The sequence below is a fragment of the Enterobacter sp. T2 genome (assembly GCF_010692925.1).
In the GTDB taxonomy this organism is placed as follows: Bacteria; Pseudomonadota; Gammaproteobacteria; order Enterobacterales; family Enterobacteriaceae; genus Enterobacter; species Enterobacter kobei.
Genome location: NZ_CP048736.1, coordinates 2331411 through 2351481, shown reverse-complemented (window position 1 = coordinate 2351481; position 20071 = coordinate 2331411). Strand labels below are relative to the sequence as shown.

The window sequence follows — 20071 nt, the reverse complement described above, 5'->3', positions numbered from 1 at the left end:
GCGGCCGTTAACAATGACTTACGTTAAAAATGACAACATTGTCATTATCCTGTCACCCGTCAAACAGGATGCGTTCAGTAGAGTGACCCTAAAAATACTCTGGACTTCATTTGAACCATTATGTTCCTGTTAAAACGACTTAGCATCAGTACGGTATTTTTCCTGACAGGCTGCGTCTCGCTGACGCCTGAGTACCAGCGACCCGCGTCACCGGTGCCCCAGCAGTTTTCGTTATCCCGAAATGGCCTGACACCTGCGGTGGCGGGGTATCAGGATACCGGCTGGCGTCACTTTTTTGTCGACCCCCAGGTCGTTGGGTTGATCAGCGAAGCCCTGGAAAACAACCGCGATTTAAAAATGGCTGCCCTGAAGGTTGAAGAAGCCCGGGCGCAGTTCACGGTGACGGATGCGGATCGTTATCCTCAGCTGAATGCCTCCTCGGGTATCACCTATAGCGGCGGTCTGAAAAGTGACAAACCTGTCTCGCAGCAGTACGACGCAGGTCTTGCAGTAAGCTATGAACTCGATTTCTTCGGCAAGCTCAGGAACATGAGCGAGGCGGACCGACAAAACTTTTTTGCCAGCGAAGAAGCCCATCGAGCGGTGCATATTCTGCTCATCTCTAACGTGTCGCAGAGCTATTTCAACCAGCAGCTGGCCTATAAACAACGCCGTATTGCGCAGGAGACGCTGAAGAATTACCAGCAGTCTTACGCGTTCGTTGAGCAACAGCTGGTGACCGGCAGCACAAACGTCCTGGCGCTGGAGCAGGCCCGGGGGCAGATTGAAAGCACTCAGGCAGAGATAGCCAAAAGAGAGGGTGAGCTGGCGCAGGCCAATAATGCCCTGCAGCTGGTCCTCGGAACGTATCGCGCACTGCCGGGCAACAGCGGCATGAACGCCAGCGATATTGCGCCGGTCAGGCTGCCGCCTCATCTTTCATCAGCGATACTGCTGCAGCGCCCGGATATTATGGAGGCGGAGTATCAGCTTAAAGCGGCCGATGCGAATATCGGTGCGGCACGTGCTGCCTTTTTCCCGTCCATTTCACTGACCAGCGGACTTTCAACGGGCAGCACGGAACTCTCCAGCCTTTTCACGACGGGCAGTGGGATGTGGAATTTTATCCCTAAAATTGATATCCCACTGTTTAATGCAGGCAGAAATAAAGCCAACCTGAAGCTGGCTGAAATTCGCCAGCAGCAGTCGGTTGTGAATTACGAACAAAAAATTCAGTCCGCCTTTAAACAGGTTGCTGACGCGCTCGCGCTGCGGGAAAGCATTAACCAGCAAATTAATGCCCAGCAGCGGTATCTTGATTCGCTAAATATCACCCTGCAACGTGCCAGAGGGTTATATTCCAGCGGTGCGGTGAGCTATATCGAAGTGCTTGATGCAGAACGTTCTCTGTTCTCCACGCAGCAAACTCTTCTCGACCTTATTTATGCCCGACAGGTGAATGAAATTACGCTCTTCACCGCACTGGGTGGCGGTTGGGTCGAATAAATTCATTTAATTAAACAGGAAAGTAAAAATGCGTAATTCACTTAAAACCGTTGTCCTCGGTGCGATCGCCGTAATGTTTTCTGCCAGCCTTCAGGCCGAGGTTCATCAGCACGCAGGAATGAATATTGCCAGTGAAGGAACCTCAGAGCAGATTATTAAGGGGACCGGCATTATCAAGGATATTGATCTCACGAGTAAAAAAGTCACTATTGCCCATGATGCTATCCCGGCGGTGGGCTGGCCCGCGATGACGATGCGCTTCACCTTTCTTCAGGCTGACGAGAGTATTTCGGCCCTGAAAGTCGGTAGCCACGTTGATTTTTCGTTTGTCCAGCAGGGCAATATCTCTTTACTGAAGAGCATTAAATAGCGAGAAGTAGCATGGCATCTTTAAAAATAAAATACGCTGCCATGATAGTCAGCAGCCTTATTGCAGGAGGGCTGATATCCGTCACGGCATGGCAGCATATTCACGCCTCTGTAAAACCTGAAAATCAGGTTTCTGAAAGAAAGGTACTTTTCTGGTATGACCCGATGAAGCCAGACGTTAAATTCGATAAACCTGGCAAATCACCGTTTATGGATATGGATCTGGTGCCAAAATATGCGGATGAAAATGATGATAAAAGCGGTGCCGGAATACGCATTGACCCCACGCAGGTCCAGAACCTGGGGTTAAAAACGCAAAAAGTCACCCGCGGAACGCTGAATTATAGCCAGACGATCCCAGCCAATGTCAGTTATAACGACTATCAGTTTGTTATTGTGCAGGCGCGGGCGGAAGGTTTCGTTGAGAAAGTATACCCGTTGACGACCGGCGACCATGTCAGGAAAGGCACGCCGCTGATTGATATCACCATTCCTGACTGGGTAGAGGCGCAGAGTGAGTTTTTGCTGTTATCCGGTACCGGTGGAACGCCTGTGCAAATCAAAGGCGTACTTGAACGTCTTCGGCTGGCCGGGATGCCGGATGAAGATATTCAGAAGCTACGGTCGACCCGAACTATCCAGACCCGATTTACCATCAAGGCTCCCATTGACGGGGTGATCACGGCGTTTGACCTGCGCACCGGCATGAATATTTCAAAAGATAAGGTGGTCGCTCAAATTCAGGGGATGGATCCGGTCTGGATCGGCGCGGCGGTTCCTGAGTCTATTGCTTATCTGCTGAAAGACACGTCGCAGTTTGAGATTTCAGTACCCGCTTACCCTGATAAATCCTTCCCGGTTGAAAAATGGAACCTTCTGCCGAGCGTGGATCCCAGCACCCGTACGCTGCAGGTGCGCCTGCAGGTCTCCAACAAAGACGAGCGTCTGAAACCGGGCATGAATGCGTATCTCAAACTGAATACGCAAAGTCCGGAGATGCTGTTGATCCCGTCCCAGGCCGTTATTGATACCGGCAAGGAACAGCGCGTGATTACCGTCGATGAAGAGGGGCGTTTTGTGCCGAAACCGATCCACGTTCTGCATGAATCTCAGCAGCAGTCCGGTATTGGTTCCGGCCTCAACGAAGGGGAGACGGTGGTGGTTAGCGGCCTGTTCCTGATTGACTCCGAGGCCAATATTACCGGCGCGCTGGAGCGCATGCGTCACGCTGAAACAGCAGACAACACGCATTCAGGTCATTAAGGGGACGATGATGATTGAATGGATTATCCGGCGGTCCGTCGCCAACCGTTTCCTGGTGATAATGGGGGCGCTGTTTCTTAGCATCTGGGGCGCATGGACTATCATCAACACACCGGTCGATGCCTTGCCCGACCTGTCTGACGTTCAGGTGATTATCAAAACCAGCTATCCTGGCCAGGCCCCACAGATAGTTGAAAATCAGGTGACCTATCCGCTCACTACCACCATGCTGTCGGTACCCGGTGCCAAAACGGTGCGCGGTTTTTCTCAGTTTGGTGATTCGTATGTGTATGTCATTTTTGAAGACGGTACTGATTTGTACTGGGCCCGGTCGCGCGTACTGGAGTACCTGAACCAGGTTCAGGGAAAACTGCCTGCTGGCGTGAGTTCACAAATCGGCCCGGATGCCACGGGGGTGGGCTGGATATTTGAATATGCGCTGGTCGATCGTTCCGGTAAGCACGATCTCGCAGAATTGCGTTCTCTGCAGGACTGGTTCCTGAAATTTGAGTTAAAAACCATCCCCAGCGTGGCTGAAGTGGCATCGGTTGGCGGCGTGGTTAAGCAGTATCAGATCCAGGTCAATCCGTTAAAACTGGCCCAGTACGGCATAAGCCTGCCGGAGGTTAAGCAGGCTCTTGCGTCGTCGAACCAGGAAGCAGGGGGATCGTCGGTTGAAATGGCGGAAGCAGAGTATATGGTCCGGGCCAGCGGCTACCTACAGACGATAGACGATTTCAATAATATCGTGCTGAAAACCAGTGAGAACGGTGTCCCGATTTACCTGCGCGATGTTGCTCGCGTACAAACGGGGCCGGAAATGCGCCGCGGTATTGCTGAGCTGAACGGGCAGGGGGAAGTGGCGGGTGGCGTGGTGATCCTGCGCTCGGGCAAAAATGCGCGTGAAGTCATTACGGCGGTGAAGGATAAGCTGGAAACGTTGAAGGCCAGCCTGCCGGAAGGCGTCGAGATTGTGACGACCTACGATCGCAGCCAGTTAATCGACAGAGCTATCGATAACCTGAGCGGCAAGCTGATTGAAGAATTTATCGTGGTGGCCATCGTCTGTGCGCTGTTCCTCTGGCATGTCCGCTCTGCGCTGGTGGCGATTGTCTCTCTGCCGCTCGGCCTGTGTATTGCCTTTATTGTGATGCATTTTCAGGGACTGAACGCCAACATCATGTCGCTGGGGGGCATTGCCATTGCCGTCGGTGCGATGGTGGATGCGGCCATTGTGATGATTGAAAACGCGCACAAACGGCTGGAAGAGTGGGATCATCAGCATCCGGAAGAGCAGATCGACAATGCCACCCGCTGGAAGGTGATCACCAATGCCTCTGTGGAAGTGGGGCCCGCACTGTTTATCAGCCTGCTGATCATCACCTTATCGTTTATTCCCATCTTTACCCTTGAGGGACAGGAAGGGCGACTGTTTGGTCCACTGGCCTTCACGAAAACGTACTCCATGGCGGGGGCGGCCATGCTCGCCATCATCGTTATCCCCATCCTGATGGGCTTCTGGATCCGCGGAAAAATCCCCGCAGAGAACAGTAACCCGCTGAACCGACTGCTGATTAACGCCTATCATCCGCTGCTGATCAGGGTTCTCCACTGGCCAAAAGCCACCCTGTTGGTTGCAGCCTTATCTATCTTCACTGTTATCTGGCCGCTGAGCCAGGTTGGCGGTGAGTTTTTACCGAAGATCAACGAAGGCGACCTGCTGTATATGCCCTCGACCTTGCCCGGTGTGTCTCCGGCAGAAGCGGCGGCGCTCCTGCAAACCACGGACAAACTCATCAAAACGGTGCCTGAAGTGGCGTCTGTTTTCGGCAAGACAGGTAAGGCAGAAACGGCAACGGATTCCGCACCGCTTGAAATGGTGGAAACCACGATTCAGCTCAAACCAGAGGATCAGTGGCGGCCCGGCATGACGATTGACAAGATTATTGACGAACTGGATAACACCGTTCGTTTGCCAGGCCTGGCTAACCTGTGGGTTCCGCCTATTCGTAACCGCATTGATATGCTCTCCACCGGGATCAAAAGCCCGATAGGTATCAAAGTGTCCGGTACCGTTCTGTCTGATATCGACGCCACGGCGCAGCGCATCGAGGCGGTCGCCAAAACGGTGCCTGGCGTGGTGTCTGCTCTGGCGGAACGTCTGGAGGGCGGGCGTTACATTGATGTGGATATTAACCGGGAAAAAGCCGCCCGCTACGGAATGACGGTGGGCGATGTGCAGCTGTTTGTCTCTTCGGCCATTGGCGGCGCAACGGTAGGTGAAACGGTGGAAGGCGTCGCCCGCTACCCGATCAATATTCGTTATCCTCAGGACTACCGGAACAGCCCGAATGCGTTAAAACAGATGCCTATCCTGACGCCGATGAAACAGCAGATCACGCTGGGCGATGTGGCTGATATTAAGGTTGTTTCCGGCCCCACGATGTTGAAAACGGAGAATGCCCGGCCAGCCAGCTGGATTTACATTGATGCACGGGGCAGGGATATGGTATCGGTGGTGAACGACATTAAGACGGCCATCAGTCAGAACGTGAAGCTGATGCCAGGTACCAGCGTGTCTTTCTCCGGACAATTTGAGCTTCTCGAACATGCCAATAAGAAGCTGAAACTGATGGTACCGATGACGGTGATGATCATCTTCATTTTACTGTACCTGGCGTTCCGTCGCGTGGATGAAGCAATGCTGATCCTGATGAGTCTGCCGTTCGCCCTGGTCGGTGGAATATGGTTTCTCTACTGGCAGGGTTTCCATATGTCAGTGGCAACCGGAACCGGATTTATCGCCCTGGCCGGGGTCGCAGCGGAATTTGGGGTCGTTATGCTGATGTATTTACGTCATGCCATTGAAGCGCAACCGGAACTGTCCCATCGGGAAACGTTCACAGAACAAGGGCTTGATGAAGCACTTTATCATGGTGCCGTGCTCCGTGTGCGGCCAAAGGCCATGACCGTCGCGGTGATCATTGCGGGCCTGCTGCCAATACTCTGGGGGACTGGTGCCGGTTCGGAAGTTATGAGCCGGATAGCGGCGCCTATGATCGGCGGGATGATCACAGCGCCGCTGTTATCGCTGTTTATCATTCCAGCGGCTTACAAGTTGATTTGGTTGCGCAGGCATAAAAAGCCATAAAAAAATCCCGCTGTAATGGCGGGATTTTTACGAGATGAATGCTTAACGCGCCTGGCTGATAAGCTTGCGCCAGGCTCTGTTATGCAGAGTAAACAGCAGCATCTTATAAAAGGCGGTGGAAAGAATACAGCTGCCGCTAAGCAGTAACATGACGATACTCACTAGCGCCGCGGTCAGACTGACGCCCGGAGAAGTACTCTCGCTCAGCGCGGCAAGCAGATAAGCTGCTGTTAACAAAAGGCTTATCACCGTCAGCTTAAAATGTAATCGCACAGCGCGCATGTTGCCTTTGCCAATCATAAACATCGTCACACCGTTAAGTAAGGCCAGCGAACAGCAGGGCGACCAGCACAACCCACACGAATACGCGCTCGGTTGGCTGGTCGAGTGCGGTGAGTATGCCGTAACCCAGCCACAGCTGCGGAATGGCGAAACTGACAATCACCCCGAGCGTACTGACCGCCGCCGGAATACCCATGGTATGTAGGCCTACAGGCTTACCCATTTCTTCGGCCAGCTGCGTCTTGATCTGTTGCAGCTGCGTCGGGGCGGCATTGTTTATGTTGACGGCCACCTCGTTACAGTGTTGCAGTCGACGGGATAAAACATTAAACATTTGAATACTCAGCGATTAGGCACACATGTTGATTTATATGATCGTATGGAAAAGATTCCGTTCAAGAGCATCACGGCATTTTTTAATAAGTATCTCGATAAGCGATAGTAGAAGGGAAGGCAACTATGAAGGTTTTGTTGGTATCATTACGGGTCTCACATCCAATTTAACATAATATACATTATGCGCACTTACATTCAGTAAGGCGAAATCTGGCGTTATGTGGCTGTCATTGTCCTGAATGCTGATAGTCTCTGAAAGCGTCTCCGTTGACCATCTCACAGTGCCTTCCGCTTTTGCTCAGAGTATCAATCCTGCATGTTGAGAAAGAGTTGAACGATGCCTGATATACTTCAGCTTTTGGAAAACGCAGCCCTAAGCAAATGGAAATTGAATTAAATAAAAGCGTTAAAGAACGAATCTTCCATGCTGTCATTTTTGAAGTCATAGCTAACGTTATCATCGCGCTGTCGCTTGCCTGGTTGATGAACGTTTCGATACTTCAGTCTGGCTCGCTGTCCGTGATATCTGCACTGACCGCGACGGCATGGAATTTTGTTTTTAATAAACTCTTTGACTCGCTGCAGAAAAAATACCGCTTTCAACGAACCTTCCTTGTTCGTGCTATCCATGCGGTGGGTTTTGAAACAGGACTGATCATCACCTTAATCCCCGTTGCGATGGTTATGCTGGATTTACCCCTCACTGAGGCATTTTTCGTTGAGATTGGACTGGTGCTGTTTTTCCTGCCATACACAATGCTGTTTAACTGGCTATACGATTACCTGCGTTGGATGTTCGTTGGACGGAGGCGTTCGGCTTCGTTGCAATAGCCCTTCTGCCTAAGTGATTACATGCTTTGTTATGCATGATTTTGCACGATAATGCACGAAAACATTTCATAACGCGGCGGTAATCTCGTAAGATATTGTCTGCAAACGTGCAACTTCATGCAATCACACTGACAGAGGTATCTATGACACAACAGCTCATTTTAATTGCCGGCCCCTATCGAAGCGGCACCGATGGCCTTCAGGCGCGCATTGATGAGAATCTTGCGCGTCTCGAAAACGCCGCATTAGCCGTATACCAGCGTGGTCACGTTCCGGTCATTGGCGAATGGCTGGCTCTGCCGCTGGCGAAGGCCGCGGGCTCGACATCGTTGGGAGATGACATCGCAGAATCAATGCTTTACCCCGTAGCTCACCGGCTCATCGCAAAATGCGATGCGATTTATCGGATTGCCGGTGCGTCTAAGGGGGCGGATATGGACATTGAAGTGGCCAGGGAACTTGGCCTCACGATTTATACTACGCTGGAGAGCATTCCTCAGGCTTAACGATGACCGTGCCAGTCAGTCATCTGACTGGCTCATGAGGAAGCCAGTACGACCGATACCCCTTTTTCGGATAGCGTATGCACCCAGCCACGATCGGTATCGTCTTCGACGACAAGGGTATTCGCTAAGGATACGTCCCCAATCACAAACGATGACGCCGTATTGATTTTTTCCGGTGAAGCCAGAACAACCGTCTCGGCCGCTCTGCCGGAAAATGCACGTTTGATGCACGCCTCTTCGAAATCGCCCGTGGTCAACCCTGCTTCCGGATGGATCCCGGTCACGCCCATAAAGAACAGATCGGCATAAATGTTTTCGATACCTTCGATGGCCGCCGCGCCGACTGCAACAATCGAGTGTTTATACAAACGGCCGCCAATCAGAATCACTTCAATAGCGGGATGATTAACCAGCCCCAGAGCAATGCTCGGACTGTGCGTCACCACGGTAATACGCAAATCAGGCGGTAAGAAAGTAATCAGTTCAGAGGTGGTCGTTCCACCGTCAATGATCACTACCTGGCCCGAAGAAATCAGCTGCGCGCCCTTCTGCGCTACCTTTCTTTTGGCATCCATTTTAACGGACTGACGCTCTGCAAAAGGTACAATAGCGGAAGACGACGGCAGCGCACCGCCGTGAACACGCTGTAAACGCCCTTCTGCCGCCAGCTCGCGTAAATCACGCCGGATGGTGTCCTCAGAGACATCAAAGAGAATGCTGAGCGCTTTAGACTGGACCTGGCCTTCGGCGCCGAGCTTCTCTAGTATCAATTGTTTTCGCTGACTGGTGAGCATTCTGGATTCCTGATATTGCATGATAAATCTTGAAACTGCACGTTAATGCTGTTATTGATCGTTACTCTACGTAAGGAGGACAAAACGTGCAATCGAAACGTGCAGATGTGCGCATCATTAACGATGAAATATTGTCAGATAACTGGTACTTACTCAAAAAATATACCTTTGACCATCAACGACGCGATGGCGAATGGCAGCGACAAACACGTGAAGTCTATGACCGGGGGAATGGCGCGACTATTCTGCTCTACAACCGTGATAAAAAAACGGTGATTCTGACTCGCCAGTTCCGTTTCCCGGTCTTTATCAATGGTCATCAGGGTGATCTGATCGAGGCTGCTGCGGGCCTGCTCGACAATATGGATCCAGAGAGCCGAATAAAGGCAGAAGCGGAAGAAGAGACCGGGTTTAAGGTGTCGAGCGTGCAGAAAATCTTTGAAGCCTATATGAGCCCGGGTTCCGTTACGGAGAAACTCTACTTCTACCTTGCCGAATATCAGCCAAAGGATAAAACCAGCGCAGGCGGCGGTATCAAAGCGGAGGGTGAGGATATCGACGTGCTGGAGCTCCCCTTTGAGGACGCTTTGCGGGGCATTGAAACGGGCATGATTGTTGACGGGAAAACCATCATGCTGCTCTATCATGTTGCACTGAAAGGCATTCTGTAATCTGACCTTGTTGCGGCACCTGTCCCGGTGCAGGTGCCGGCCTGTGCTATCCTTGCTGGTACACGCAAAAAGGAGATCTAAAGATGGCCGACTGGAACCCTTCTCTTTATCTGCAATACGGTGCTGAACGCACGCGTCCTGCCGCTGAGCTACTCGCCAGAATCCCACTGGATGACGTCGCCACCCTCGCCGATTTGGGCTGTGGTCCGGGAAACAGCACGGCGCTGTTGCGCCATCGCTGGCCGAACGCACAGATTACCGGGGTCGATAACTCGCCTGCCATGCTGGAAGAGGCGCGCAGTGCGCTGCCGGGCTGCCGCTTTGTTGAGTCCGATATCCGCCAGTATAAGCCGGACCAGGCGCTGAATTTGATTTATGCCAATGCCTCATTGCAATGGGTTCCAGACCATTACGATCTTCTGCCTCACCTTGTTTCTCTCCTCGCGCTTAATGGCGTCCTGGCGATCCAGATGCCGGACAACTGGCTTGAGCCTACTCACGTAGCCATGCGCGAAGTGGCCCTGGAGCAAGACTATCCTGACCGCGGTAGAGAACCGCTGCCTGGGGTCCATGCCTACTATGACATTTTGTCCGAAGCCGGGTGTGAGGTGGATATCTGGCGGACGACCTATTTCCATAAAATGCGCTCGCATCAGGCCATCATTGACTGGGTCAGCGCCACCGGGTTACGCCCATGGCTCCAGGAACTGAACGAGCACGAACAGAAACGTTTCCTGAAACGCTACCATGAACTACTGGAAGAGCAGTATCCGCTCCAGGAAAACGGGCAGATACTGCTGGCTTTTCCTCGGTTGTTTATGGTTGCTCAGCGTCAACCCTGAGGCGGTAATCAGGAACGGGCTTCTTTCAGCAGCTGTTGAATCACCTGTTCCTGTTTATCGTAATTTCCCTCCCCAAAGGAGGTGTAGCGCAGCTGCCCTTTAGCATCAAAGTAATAATGCGCTGGCCAGTACTGGTTGCCGAAAGCATTCCAGATTTGGTAATTATTATCCGTCACAACCCGATACGGCAGCTGCCATTTATTCACCGCATTTTTTACCGACGAAATCGGTTTCTCCCACGGATATTCCGGGGTATGAACCCCAATCACGACCAGACCTTCCGACTGATACTTTGTGGCCCAGTCGCGCACATGCGGAAGCGTATGCTGGCAATTAATGCAGTCCCAGGTCCAGAAATCAATCAGGACCACCTTCCCGCGCAGTGATTCAGACGTGACAGGGTCACCGTTTATCCACCCTGTTCCACCGCTCAACGACGGCAGCTGGCTACTCGGCTCGGTCATCACCACCGGCTGGAGCTTCACCGCTTGTGTAGCGGGTTTTGCCAGATTCAGCAGCGTGGTTTCAAGACGGTCCGCCACCCCATTTGCGCCTTTCAGAACAGACGTCATTCCGGTCGCGTTAAAGACGACAGCCGCTAACATCACCACGCCAGCCCCCTGGCGAAGCTTCGCCATCAGCGCCGATTTTGCTCTCAGTGGTGCCATCAGCGTGCGGCCTCCGAGAACGAGTAAACCCAGCATTAACGCGCATCCACTGCCGTAGGCGGCAAGTAACGCCCCTGTCGCGATGGCTGAATGTCCCGCAATATTAAGGCTGAATATCGCCCCCAGAATGGGACCTGCGCAGGGGGACCAGAGCAACCCGACCGCCAGCCCGGCCAGAAAAGCAGATGCCATGCCGCGTGTTTGTCCGCTTCGGGTGTTCAGGACGTTTCCCGCGCTGACTGCTGGCCCGGCAATTCGCTGGGCAAAGGAGGGAAAAATTAACGCCAGCGCGGCCGTAGCCAGAATGATAAGCGCGATCCAGCGTCCAACGACGGTGGCTTCTGCTATCCACTCGCTGGCGACGGTGACAACCATCGCAACCAGGGTGAACATCACGATCATCCCCGCGAGCAGTGCCATAATATGTCGTCTTTGCCCCTGAAAACCGGCAAACAGGAGGGGAATAACCGGGAGCGTACATGGACTGAGCAGGCTTATCATCCCGCCCAGAAAAGCAATTATCAAAAACATAGAGACCTCACGATACAAGTCCTGCGACGCTGCAGTGAGGCTATTTCATCGTGCGGATGTGTTCAGGATATGTGTAAAAGCGCGGGTTTTGTCTGGCTCTGTATCTTCCCGGAAGGCAGATACAAAGCCATACAATTAACGTCGTGGGAGCGTAACGGAGACATCCAGCCCGCCCTCGGCGCGGTTCACCAGCTTCAGCTTGCCGTCCAGCTGTGCGGTCAGTTGCGCAGCAATTGCCAGACCCAGTCCGGTTCCACCGGTATCACGGTTGCGCGATGTTTCAACCCGATAAAACGGCTGCAATACGGCCTCCAGTTCGGCATCGGGTATTCCCGGGCCGCCATCAATAATGTGGATCACCACCTCACTGGCGGATGAATCATCAATGACAATGTTGGCGCGCTCGCCAAATTTCAGGGCGTTATCCAGCAGGTTGGTCATCACCCGGCGAAGCGCCTGCGGACGCGTGACAATCGGCAAACGGGATTCGCCCGCCTGAAATTGCACGTTTTTACCGATGTCCTGATAATCACAGGCGATGCTGTTTATCCAGGCATTAAGTTCCAGCTTCAGCGATGTCTCTTCCAGTGATTCTGATGACCGGGCATAGGCAATTCCCTCGCGCACCAGACGCGACATATTATCAAGGTCATCCATGAGCTTGTCGCGCAGTTCAGGGTGTTCCGCCATTTCGACCCGCAGCTTCATGCGGGTAATCGGCGTCTGGAGATCGTGCGAAATGGAGGCCAGAATCTGCGCACGTTCCCGGAGATAAGACTGAATACGTGCCTGCATGGCGTTGAAGGCATGGGCAGCCCGTTGTACCTCAAGCGGCCCTTTCTCGGTCATTGGCGTATTGGCCGCCGGATCCAGGGCGTCAACCGCGCGGGTAAACTGTGAAAAAGGCCGCACTACCTGCCGCACGGCAAACCAGGAGCAGGCCGCGAGCAGCAACAGTTGCAGGATGAGAACAACGGGCAGCCAGCTGGCGACCGGTGGCATGCGCGGGATCAGATCAATGGTCAACGGCGCGCCGTCGTGTAACGTAAGATGCGCCTGGATATGTGAAATGGCGCCAGGAACAGCCGTAAAGCTGAGCGGGTATTGTGCTGCCAGTGTCGCTTTTAGGGTACGGATGGCATCCCGGGAACGCTTATCCGTCGGTGCGTTGCCCGGCTCACCCGGACCGAGGATATAACGATAGTTACCCCGCTCAAGGCGCGGCAGCCAGGCCGCCCGTTCAGTGGCCGGCAAGCGGTCTAAAATGGCCACGCTGGTCGCGACATCGTATTCCAGGTTACCGAGCATCACCGTGCGGGCGCTGTGCATTCGTTCTATCATGACCAGCGTCAGGCTCAGGGCGTTGGCCAGCAACAGGCCGGGAAGCACAATGATCAGCAAACGGGCCAACAGTGAGCGTGGCCAGAACCTCATTCGTTCGCCTCTTTGATCGTGACCGGCATGGTAAACACATAGCCCTCGCTGCGCACGGTTTTAATATAGGCGGGTGTACGCGCATCTTCATTCAGGCGTTGACGTACCCGGCTGACCAGCAGATCGATAGAACGTTCAAACAGTTCGGCGTCGCGCCCCTGCGTCAGGTTGAGCAGTTGATCGCGAGTCAACACGCGCTGAGGATGATCGAGGAAAACGCGCAGCAGGCGATACTCCGCCCCGCTGAGCGCCACAATCACCCCTTCCGGGTCTATCAGGTGGCGGGCAACGGTATCGAGCTCCCATTCACCAAACGTCACCAGTCGCCCTGCTTCTGTTACCTGTAAATTGGGCGGCATTGTACGAAAACGGCGTAAAATCGCTTTGATTCGCGCCAGCAATTCGCGCGCAACAAAAGGCTTCACAACGTAATCATCCGCGCCCATCTCCAGCCCCAGGATCCTGTCCGTCTCCTCATTACGCGCCGTCAGCATCAGGATAGGCAGATCTTTATGTTTGCCGACACGCAGTTGCCGACACAGCGTAAGACCGTCATCGCCGGGCATCATGACGTCCAGCACCACCAGGTCGATATGCTGTTTATCCAGCACGGCGCGCATCTCCTTGCCGTTGGCCGCGCCGGAGGCGCGATAACCGGACTTAACGAGATAGTCGACAATCAGTTCACGAATATCCCTGTCGTCATCGACGACAAGGATATGGTCAATATGCTCCACCGAAATCTCCAGACTGAAGGTTAACGTATTGAAAATAGCACATTTCAGAGTTTATCTGCGTCGACCACAGCGTTAACGAAATCCTGCGGATCTTCCTGAGGTGGATTGTGACCCACAGTCGCCCCAAAGGTGCGGTGTTCATACTTACCGGTAAATTTACCCGCGTAGGCCTGTGGTGCCGGATGCGGTGCCCCGTTGTTTCCGCCTTCGATGGTGATCGTTGGTACGGTGATATTCGGCAGCGCGGCCAGTTTTTGCTCATAGCTGTCGTATTTGCGCTCACCTTTTTCCAGCCCTAAGCGCCAGCGGTAATTGCTGAGCGTCACCGCGACGTGATCCGGATTATCGAGCGATTTGGCGCTGGCGTTGAAGGTTGCATCGCTAAATTTCCAGTCCGGTGAGGCCTGCGACCAGATCAAACGGGCGAAGTCATGCGTGTTTTTAGCGTAGCCTTCCGCACCGCGCTCGGTGGCGAAGTAAAACTGATACCACCACTGCTGCTCTGCTTTTGGCGGCAACGGTTGTTTGCCAATCTGCTGGCTGCTGATGAGATACCCACTCACCGAAACGAGCGACTTAACGCGTTCTGGCCACAGCGCCGCAACGATATCCGCGGTGCGGGCACCCCAGTCGTAGCCTGCAAATACGGCCTGTTTAATATTCAGGGCGTCCATCAGATTAACAATATCTTTCGCCATCGCAGACGGCTGGCCGTTGCGCGGGGTTTTAGCTGACAGGAAGCGAGTGGTACCGTAGCCGCGCAGAGAAGGCACAATGACACGGTAACCTTTTGCCGCGAGTGCGGGAGCGACTTCAGCATAGCTGTGAATATCGTAGGGCCAGCCGTGTAATAAAATGACCGGTTGACCGTCTTTCGGGCCGATGTCGACATACCCGACGTTAAGGTCGCCGGCGTTAATTTGCTGCGGGTGGTCAAAGGCTGCCGTGAAGCTGGTGCCGGTGACTTCGGCCTGACAGGACATCACTGTGCCAAGAGAAACGGTCAGAGCAAGGGTCGAGTAAGCGAGTTTGCTGAACATATTTGGTGTCTCCGATTGAGTTCAATTCACGGGGATATAACAACACCTCAATGTATAGCGGATATGTGCGAAAGCGGGTTTATTGCAAGCCTGTGTATGTATCAGGAAAACAGATACAGTGTGATACAAACACAGGCGTTTTAGCCTTAAAGGGAAAGGCGATAGCGAACGTAATCGTCGGCCTCACGGTATTGATCGTAGAGTTTACGCGCCGGGTTATTCTCCCGGGTGACCCAGTACAGTTTTGACCACCCTTCACGCTTACCTTCTGCAATCAGGGCATCTATAAGCGCTTTGCCCGCCCCCGCGCCGCGTTCAGCAGCATCAACAAACAGATCTTCCAGGTAGCAAATGGGCGCTGTTGACCAGGTGCCTTCGTGCAGAATACACATTGCGAAACCGATCACTTTTTCGTCCTTCTCTACCACGCGACAGAACATCGACGATTGCGCTGAGAGCGCCCTTTCCCAGGTTGATGCGGTAACGGATTCCTCTAGATAGCACTCATAGAAATGGGTATAGCCATCCCACAGCGGTCGCCATTGAGAATAATCATCTTCGCGTAGCGGTCTTACCGTAACTGCCATGTGTTCCTCGCAATACCTGTTAATTGCCATATCGAAACAGCGTAGGGTCGTATCACCTTTTTAATCGCATTTTGCGGGCCAGACGGGCAAGACGCTGCGTACGGCAGTAGAGCGTAAAGAGCACGAACCCTCTTCCATTCATCACCAATCTGCAAAATACCAACGCGAAGAAGGCAATGACCAGTGGCCAACTACTTCCGTGATGGGCAAACAAGAGATATACCGCCTGAACGACGGTTATTATCAGCAAAATAAAGAACAGCGCCAGAAATCCCGCTAACCCTGACGTTAATCCCCGAGCCAGAAGTACGCTTGTGATGATGAGCGCGCCAATCATGGCCAATGACGGTAAGAAAAAGCCCAGTGCATGGTGTAAAGGTGATAAGCCCGGAAACGCATGGATAAAAGGCAGAAGATTAAATGCAAAAGCCACTAAAAACAGAGGAAGCAGCACCGCGACCGGATAAGGGTTTTGACGTGGAAGCTCATTGAGCGGCCGGGAAAAATAACGTTCAAGCTCGGGAGTGGAATGGTTCAATAGATGAGCCTCGCCTCGGGCGATAGTCTTCTCAATCTCCCTGCCATGATGCAGGAGATCACAGAAAACGCGTCCGTTTAAAAGTGGCAGCAATCTCATCAAAAATATCACCATCAAATAAAAGGAAACGATTTTGGTGGTCAATAACCACAGCGCAGCGCACTGGAATGTGATAGAGATAAAAATACCAGAACCCAAACAAAAACATAACGCTTAAATACGGAGATCCGCGGATGACAATACCTACGCTCACGACTGAACGCTTACTGTTAAAACCGCTGGTTGCCGAAGATGCTGTCCAGATACAGAAGCTATATCCGCGCTGGGAGATCGTGCGTTATATGGTCTCTTCGGTGCCCTGGCCTTATCCGGATAACGGTGCGGAAAATTATGTTAACAACGTGGCGCTGCCCGATATGGCAAAAGGGATTGCCTGGTTCTGGAGCATCCGACGTCGCGAAGTACCGGATGAACTCATGGGTATTATCTGCCTGTACGATATTGAAGATAACAACCGCGGATTCTGGCTTGCACCGGAGTTTCAGGGTAAAGGCTATATGCGGGAGGCGAGCATTGCGGCGACGGATTACTGGTTCAATACGCTGAACAAAGCGGTGTTGCGTGCGCCGAAGGCCGCCGCCAACAGCCGCTCACGTCGTATTTCAGACAGCAGCGGCATGCGGCTTGTCAGAACGGAAAAGAAAGACTACGTCAGCGGTATGCTTGACTCCGAACTGTGGGAGATCACCCGCGACGAGTGGAATGCCCGTCAGGTCAGCTGATAATGCTTATCTGGCATCAGCCTTTCAGGAATGTTCTCTTCATCGTTCATCTGCAGCAGATCGCGTTCCATATTGTTGCAGATGGCGTCCAGCGGCAGGTCGTTATCTTCCGTACCAAACGGATCTTCCAGCTCTTCTGCCAGGGTATCCAGCGAGATAAAGGTGTAAGAGATCAGCGCGGAGACAAACGGTGTCATGTAATGCAGGTCCACAACCAGCGCGAACGGCAGCATGATGCAGAACAGATATACCGTGCGGTGCAAAATCAGCGTATAGGCAAACGGCACTGGCGTCGTCGCGATACGCTCGCAGCCGGAAAGGACGATGGACATGTCGTTCAAGCGGTTGTTCAGGCTATGGAAAAGAATGTCCGAAAGCTGTCCGTTACGCCGCCGCACGGCAAGCCACTCCCCCATGATCAGTAGAATACGGTTGGCCGGCGAGTTGGCAGCCATCACGTGCCGTAAATCATCCGCAGCAAGATAACGAGCGAGTTCTTTAGCGTTCAGTTCCCGGCGCAAGGTCATACGCAGGCAGTTGGCAAAGGCAATCTGCAGGCGGAGAAACTCACCCAGATGTTTATCGTCAGGCAAGGTGTTTTTTACCTCGCGAAACAGCGAGCGTGCCGCTATCATCAACTGCCCCCAGAGCAGTCGAGCCTCGACGTAACGTGAATAACAGGCGTTGTTTCTGAAACCCAGAAAGATAGCGATCGCCACGCCGAGAATGCTGAAGGGCGCGACGGTAAATTTGATGCCCAGCGAGGTGTACCACGGCAGCATCAGGATCACGGCGATAGAAAGCAGGAAGTTGAGCAGCAGTCGGGTATAGATTTTGGGAAGTACCGAACCGTGCCAGACAAAAATCAGTTGTAGCCAGTGCTGTTTAGGACGAACAATCATAGTGAGTTTCAGGCAAGAAAAGAGCGTGGCTATTAAACGTGATCCCCCTCACGGTTGCAAGCATGTTAACGGGACATTGCATTTTCCCATCTGCAAAGCGAAATATGCACGGTGCTGATTCTCTTTTTTAAAAACGGAGTAAACAGTATGTTGTAACTAAAATAGATTCTATTTAAACCCGGCCGCAGCCGGGTGACGTGATTAGCAAAGTGGTTTCACCGCTGCGCGCATTCCCTTCAGCAGAATGGCATCAAGATCCAGCGTCACCTGGTCCACCAGGCCGTTCACCTGCGTCAGGTCCAGCTCCCAGTGCTCTCTCTCGCTCAACACAGCCTGCACCAGTTCACGGGTACTTATCTGATTATCGCGGTGCCGCGCCCATAACTGCTGATAACATTCCAGCCAGTTCGCATCATCCTGTACCGGATAGCCCTCCCCGTTACGCTCCGCGCGATAAAACGCAATCAGGGCCGCTAACGCAAACGTCAGACGGGATGGTAACTGCCCCCTGACCTTCTGCCCGGCCAGCAATTGCGGCAGAATGCGGGTGCGGTATTTAGTCATGCCGTTGAGTGCAATCGAGAGCAACTGGTGTCTGATGTAAGGGTTCCGAAAACGCCCTGTTACCGCGCTGGCGAACGATTCCAGTTCATCACGTGGCAGATCGAGGACCGGAATAATTTCCTGATAAATCGCTTTTTCGACGAAGGCACAGATATCGGCATCATTCATCGCCTCACCGACCGTATCCAGCCCCGCCAGGAACGCTACCGGCACCAGTGCCGTATGCGCACCATTCAGGATGGCGACTTTACGCTCTTTGTAGGGTTTGATGTCATCCACAATCAGCACATTAAGCGGATACTTATCCAGACGCAGTTCTCGGGCAAGGAATGCTGGCCCCTGAATAACAAACAGGTAGAAGTGTTCTGCCGTATCCAGGAACGCATCGTGATATCCCAGCTCAGCTTCCAGCGCGGCCGCTTCATCGCGCGGGTAACCGGTCACAATACGGTCAACCAGCGTTGAGCAGAAATGGTTTGCTTCATTTAGCCACTGGATGAAAGCGGCAGGCAGCGCCCACTCCTGCGCATAACGCAAGACCAGTTCACGCAAGGCGTCTCCGTTGTAGTCTATCAGCTCACACGGAATGATGATCCAGCCCTTATCGGTCGCACCATTGAAGTGGCTGAAGCGCTCAAACAGCAGGCGCGTCAGTTTCGCCGGATAGCTCACGGCAGGCGCATCGTCGAATTTGTCACCCGCGTGATAGCCGATCCCGGCCTCGGTGGTGTTCGAGAAGACAAAACGCATATCGGGGTTGTGGGCCAGTTTCAGGAACGCATCATACTGGCTGTAGACGTCGATCTCCCGGTTAACCGAGCGGATAAGACGGCTCTCACTTACCGTTTCGCCCTGCTCATTCAGGCCGCGAATGATGGTGGTATAGAGGCCATCCTGGGTGCTCAGCGAGGGCGGGAAAGCACTCTGAATGGGGCGAACGATAACCACACCGGCATTGAGATCGGTATGTTCATTTAGCAGGTCAATTTGCCAGTCGACAAACGCACGCAGGAAGTTGCCTTCACCAAACTGGATGATGCGTTCAGGGTATTGAGCACCGGGAAAATCACGACGGTTAAGCGTGTTCACAATGGGTTCCTTTTATGATTAGTCATACAGCCTGATAAGATTGGTACGATAACTTATCAAAACTTTCCGACCAGGAACCCTGTTTCGATCAATTCACGGCGTGGTTGTGACGAAAATTATAAGAATTTGTAGAACACGGACGTCGCCGTCATGGCACCGTCCGGCATCAGGGCGTAGCGCGGGATCTCACCGACCTTTTGCCAGCCGGCACGCTGATAAAACGTCTCAGCGCCGCTGCCGGTGGAGGTATCGAGTACCAGAACCGAAATATTTCTGGCGCGGGCTTCAGCCTCAAGCGCTTCCATCAGCGCCATCGCGGCCCCTTTGCGACGCGCTTTTTCATGTACCAGAAGTTTTGCCACATCGGCACGATGAGGTTGATTCTCAGGCTGGTCGGTAATCAGTTGCACCGTTCCGATAACGCCCAGCTGGGGATCAACGCTGGCAAGCACAACGCGCTCATGGCGCCCTACGCTTTCAGCAATACCGAGCCAGAATGAACGGGCCTTATCGAGGCTAAACGGCAACATGAAGCTGACGGATGCGCCGCCGGTCACGCAGTTTTCGAGGATCCCGGCCAGCGCATCAAGATGAGTGAGAATGTCGTCACGGGTGAAGTTTTGGATATGTAGTGAGGTATTCATTGTT

At 53.1% G+C, this 20071-nt stretch carries 21 protein-coding genes; 9 read left to right on the top strand and 12 right to left on the bottom strand.

Annotated elements, in window-relative coordinates:
* Positions 1–120 precede the first annotated feature (120 nt).
* From G0034_RS11320 to silA, 4 genes are read left to right on the top strand one after another with little or no spacing between them, the layout of a single operon-like run.
* The gene (locus G0034_RS11320) at positions 121–1506 is read left to right on the top strand and encodes an efflux transporter outer membrane subunit (protein WP_179120872.1); all 1386 of its coding nucleotides are present in this window, start codon (positions 121–123) and stop codon (positions 1504–1506) included.
* 28 nt (positions 1507–1534) lie between these two features.
* Positions 1535–1876, top strand: a complete 342-nt coding sequence (cusF, locus tag G0034_RS11315) for a cation efflux system protein CusF (protein WP_179120871.1) — start codon at positions 1535–1537, stop codon at positions 1874–1876.
* Between the two features lie 11 nt (positions 1877–1887).
* Entirely contained in the window at positions 1888–3138 is a 1251-nt protein-coding gene (locus G0034_RS11310; RefSeq protein ID WP_179120870.1) for an efflux RND transporter periplasmic adaptor subunit, read from the top strand.
* 10 nt (positions 3139–3148) lie between these two features.
* Positions 3149–6289, top strand: coding sequence for a Cu(+)/Ag(+) efflux RND transporter permease subunit SilA (gene silA, locus G0034_RS11305; protein WP_179121329.1), 3141 nt, complete (start codon positions 3149–3151; stop codon positions 6287–6289).
* A gap of 42 nt (positions 6290–6331) precedes the next feature.
* Here silA and G0034_RS23355 read toward each other — a convergent pair whose 3' ends face one another.
* The gene (locus G0034_RS23355; RefSeq protein ID WP_286079244.1) at positions 6332–6595 is read right to left on the bottom strand and encodes a hypothetical protein; all 264 of its coding nucleotides are present in this window, start codon (positions 6593–6595) and stop codon (positions 6332–6334) included.
* A gap of 10 nt (positions 6596–6605) precedes the next feature.
* The gene (locus G0034_RS23350) at positions 6606–6905 is read right to left on the bottom strand and encodes a hypothetical protein (protein WP_286079243.1); all 300 of its coding nucleotides are present in this window, start codon (positions 6903–6905) and stop codon (positions 6606–6608) included.
* A 383-nt stretch (positions 6906–7288) separates the two neighbouring features.
* Here G0034_RS23350 and G0034_RS11290 point away from each other — a divergent pair, with 383 nt between their 5' ends.
* Both G0034_RS11290 and G0034_RS11285 read left to right on the top strand, forming a co-directional pair.
* On the top strand, positions 7289–7738 hold the full coding sequence (locus G0034_RS11290; RefSeq protein WP_045134025.1) for a PACE efflux transporter: 450 nt from the start codon (positions 7289–7291) through the stop codon (positions 7736–7738).
* 143 nt (positions 7739–7881) lie between these two features.
* Positions 7882–8244, top strand: coding sequence for a TIR domain-containing protein (locus G0034_RS11285; protein WP_023330429.1), 363 nt, complete (start codon positions 7882–7884; stop codon positions 8242–8244).
* A 32-nt stretch (positions 8245–8276) separates the two neighbouring features.
* Here G0034_RS11285 and G0034_RS11280 read toward each other — a convergent pair whose 3' ends face one another.
* Positions 8277–9038 (bottom strand): DeoR/GlpR family DNA-binding transcription regulator, encoded by a 762-nt coding sequence (locus G0034_RS11280; RefSeq protein WP_179120869.1) that lies wholly within the window; start codon positions 9036–9038, stop codon positions 8277–8279.
* Between the two features lie 86 nt (positions 9039–9124).
* On the opposite strand from G0034_RS11280, the gene G0034_RS11275 reads away from it, so the two are divergent.
* Together G0034_RS11275 and tam are read left to right on the top strand one after the other, a co-directional pair.
* Entirely contained in the window at positions 9125–9709 is a 585-nt protein-coding gene (locus G0034_RS11275; protein WP_014883849.1) for an NUDIX hydrolase, read from the top strand.
* An 83-nt stretch (positions 9710–9792) separates the two neighbouring features.
* The gene (tam, locus tag G0034_RS11270) at positions 9793–10551 is read left to right on the top strand and encodes a trans-aconitate 2-methyltransferase (protein ID WP_014883848.1); all 759 of its coding nucleotides are present in this window, start codon (positions 9793–9795) and stop codon (positions 10549–10551) included.
* A gap of 8 nt (positions 10552–10559) precedes the next feature.
* On the opposite strand, the gene G0034_RS11265 is transcribed toward tam, so the two are convergent.
* From G0034_RS11265 to G0034_RS11240, 6 genes are all read right to left on the bottom strand, one after another.
* Positions 10560–11750 carry a cytochrome c biogenesis protein/redoxin gene (locus G0034_RS11265; RefSeq protein WP_023330428.1) on the bottom strand — a complete coding sequence of 397 codons (1191 nt, stop codon included), beginning with the start codon at positions 11748–11750 and terminating at the stop codon, positions 10560–10562.
* Between the two features lie 135 nt (positions 11751–11885).
* Positions 11886–13184, bottom strand: coding sequence for an ATP-binding protein (locus G0034_RS11260; RefSeq protein ID WP_014883846.1), 1299 nt, complete (start codon positions 13182–13184; stop codon positions 11886–11888).
* Complete coding sequence (locus G0034_RS11255) at positions 13181–13921, bottom strand: response regulator (RefSeq protein WP_014883845.1); 741 nt, start codon at positions 13919–13921, stop codon at positions 13181–13183. Before G0034_RS11255 ends, G0034_RS11260 begins: the two co-directional genes overlap by 4 nt.
* A 44-nt stretch (positions 13922–13965) precedes the next feature.
* Positions 13966–14961, bottom strand: a complete 996-nt coding sequence (locus G0034_RS11250) for an alpha/beta fold hydrolase (RefSeq protein WP_023330426.1) — start codon at positions 14959–14961, stop codon at positions 13966–13968.
* A 146-nt stretch (positions 14962–15107) separates the two neighbouring features.
* Positions 15108–15548 (bottom strand): GNAT family N-acetyltransferase, encoded by a 441-nt coding sequence (locus tag G0034_RS11245; RefSeq protein WP_179120868.1) that lies wholly within the window; start codon positions 15546–15548, stop codon positions 15108–15110.
* A gap of 52 nt (positions 15549–15600) precedes the next feature.
* Positions 15601–16185, bottom strand: coding sequence for a hypothetical protein (locus G0034_RS11240; protein WP_045268153.1), 585 nt, complete (start codon positions 16183–16185; stop codon positions 15601–15603).
* 134 nt (positions 16186–16319) lie between these two features.
* Between G0034_RS11240 and G0034_RS11235 the strand changes: the two genes are divergently transcribed.
* Positions 16320–16868 (top strand): GNAT family N-acetyltransferase, encoded by a 549-nt coding sequence (locus tag G0034_RS11235; RefSeq protein ID WP_179120867.1) that lies wholly within the window; start codon positions 16320–16322, stop codon positions 16866–16868.
* Here the strand turns inward: G0034_RS11235 and G0034_RS11230 are convergent.
* From G0034_RS11230 to G0034_RS11220, 3 genes are all read right to left on the bottom strand, one after another.
* Positions 16856–17770, bottom strand: coding sequence for a bestrophin family protein (locus tag G0034_RS11230; RefSeq protein ID WP_179120866.1), 915 nt, complete (start codon positions 17768–17770; stop codon positions 16856–16858). The two genes, G0034_RS11235 and G0034_RS11230, sit on opposite strands and share 13 nt — an antisense overlap.
* A 201-nt stretch (positions 17771–17971) precedes the next feature.
* Positions 17972–19423 carry a tagaturonate reductase gene (locus G0034_RS11225; protein WP_045268152.1) on the bottom strand — a complete coding sequence of 484 codons (1452 nt, stop codon included), beginning with the start codon at positions 19421–19423 and terminating at the stop codon, positions 17972–17974.
* Positions 19424–19539: 116 nt separating this feature from the next.
* The gene (locus G0034_RS11220) at positions 19540–20067 is read right to left on the bottom strand and encodes a GNAT family N-acetyltransferase (protein WP_179120865.1); all 528 of its coding nucleotides are present in this window, start codon (positions 20065–20067) and stop codon (positions 19540–19542) included.
* Positions 20068–20071 lie beyond the last annotated feature (4 nt).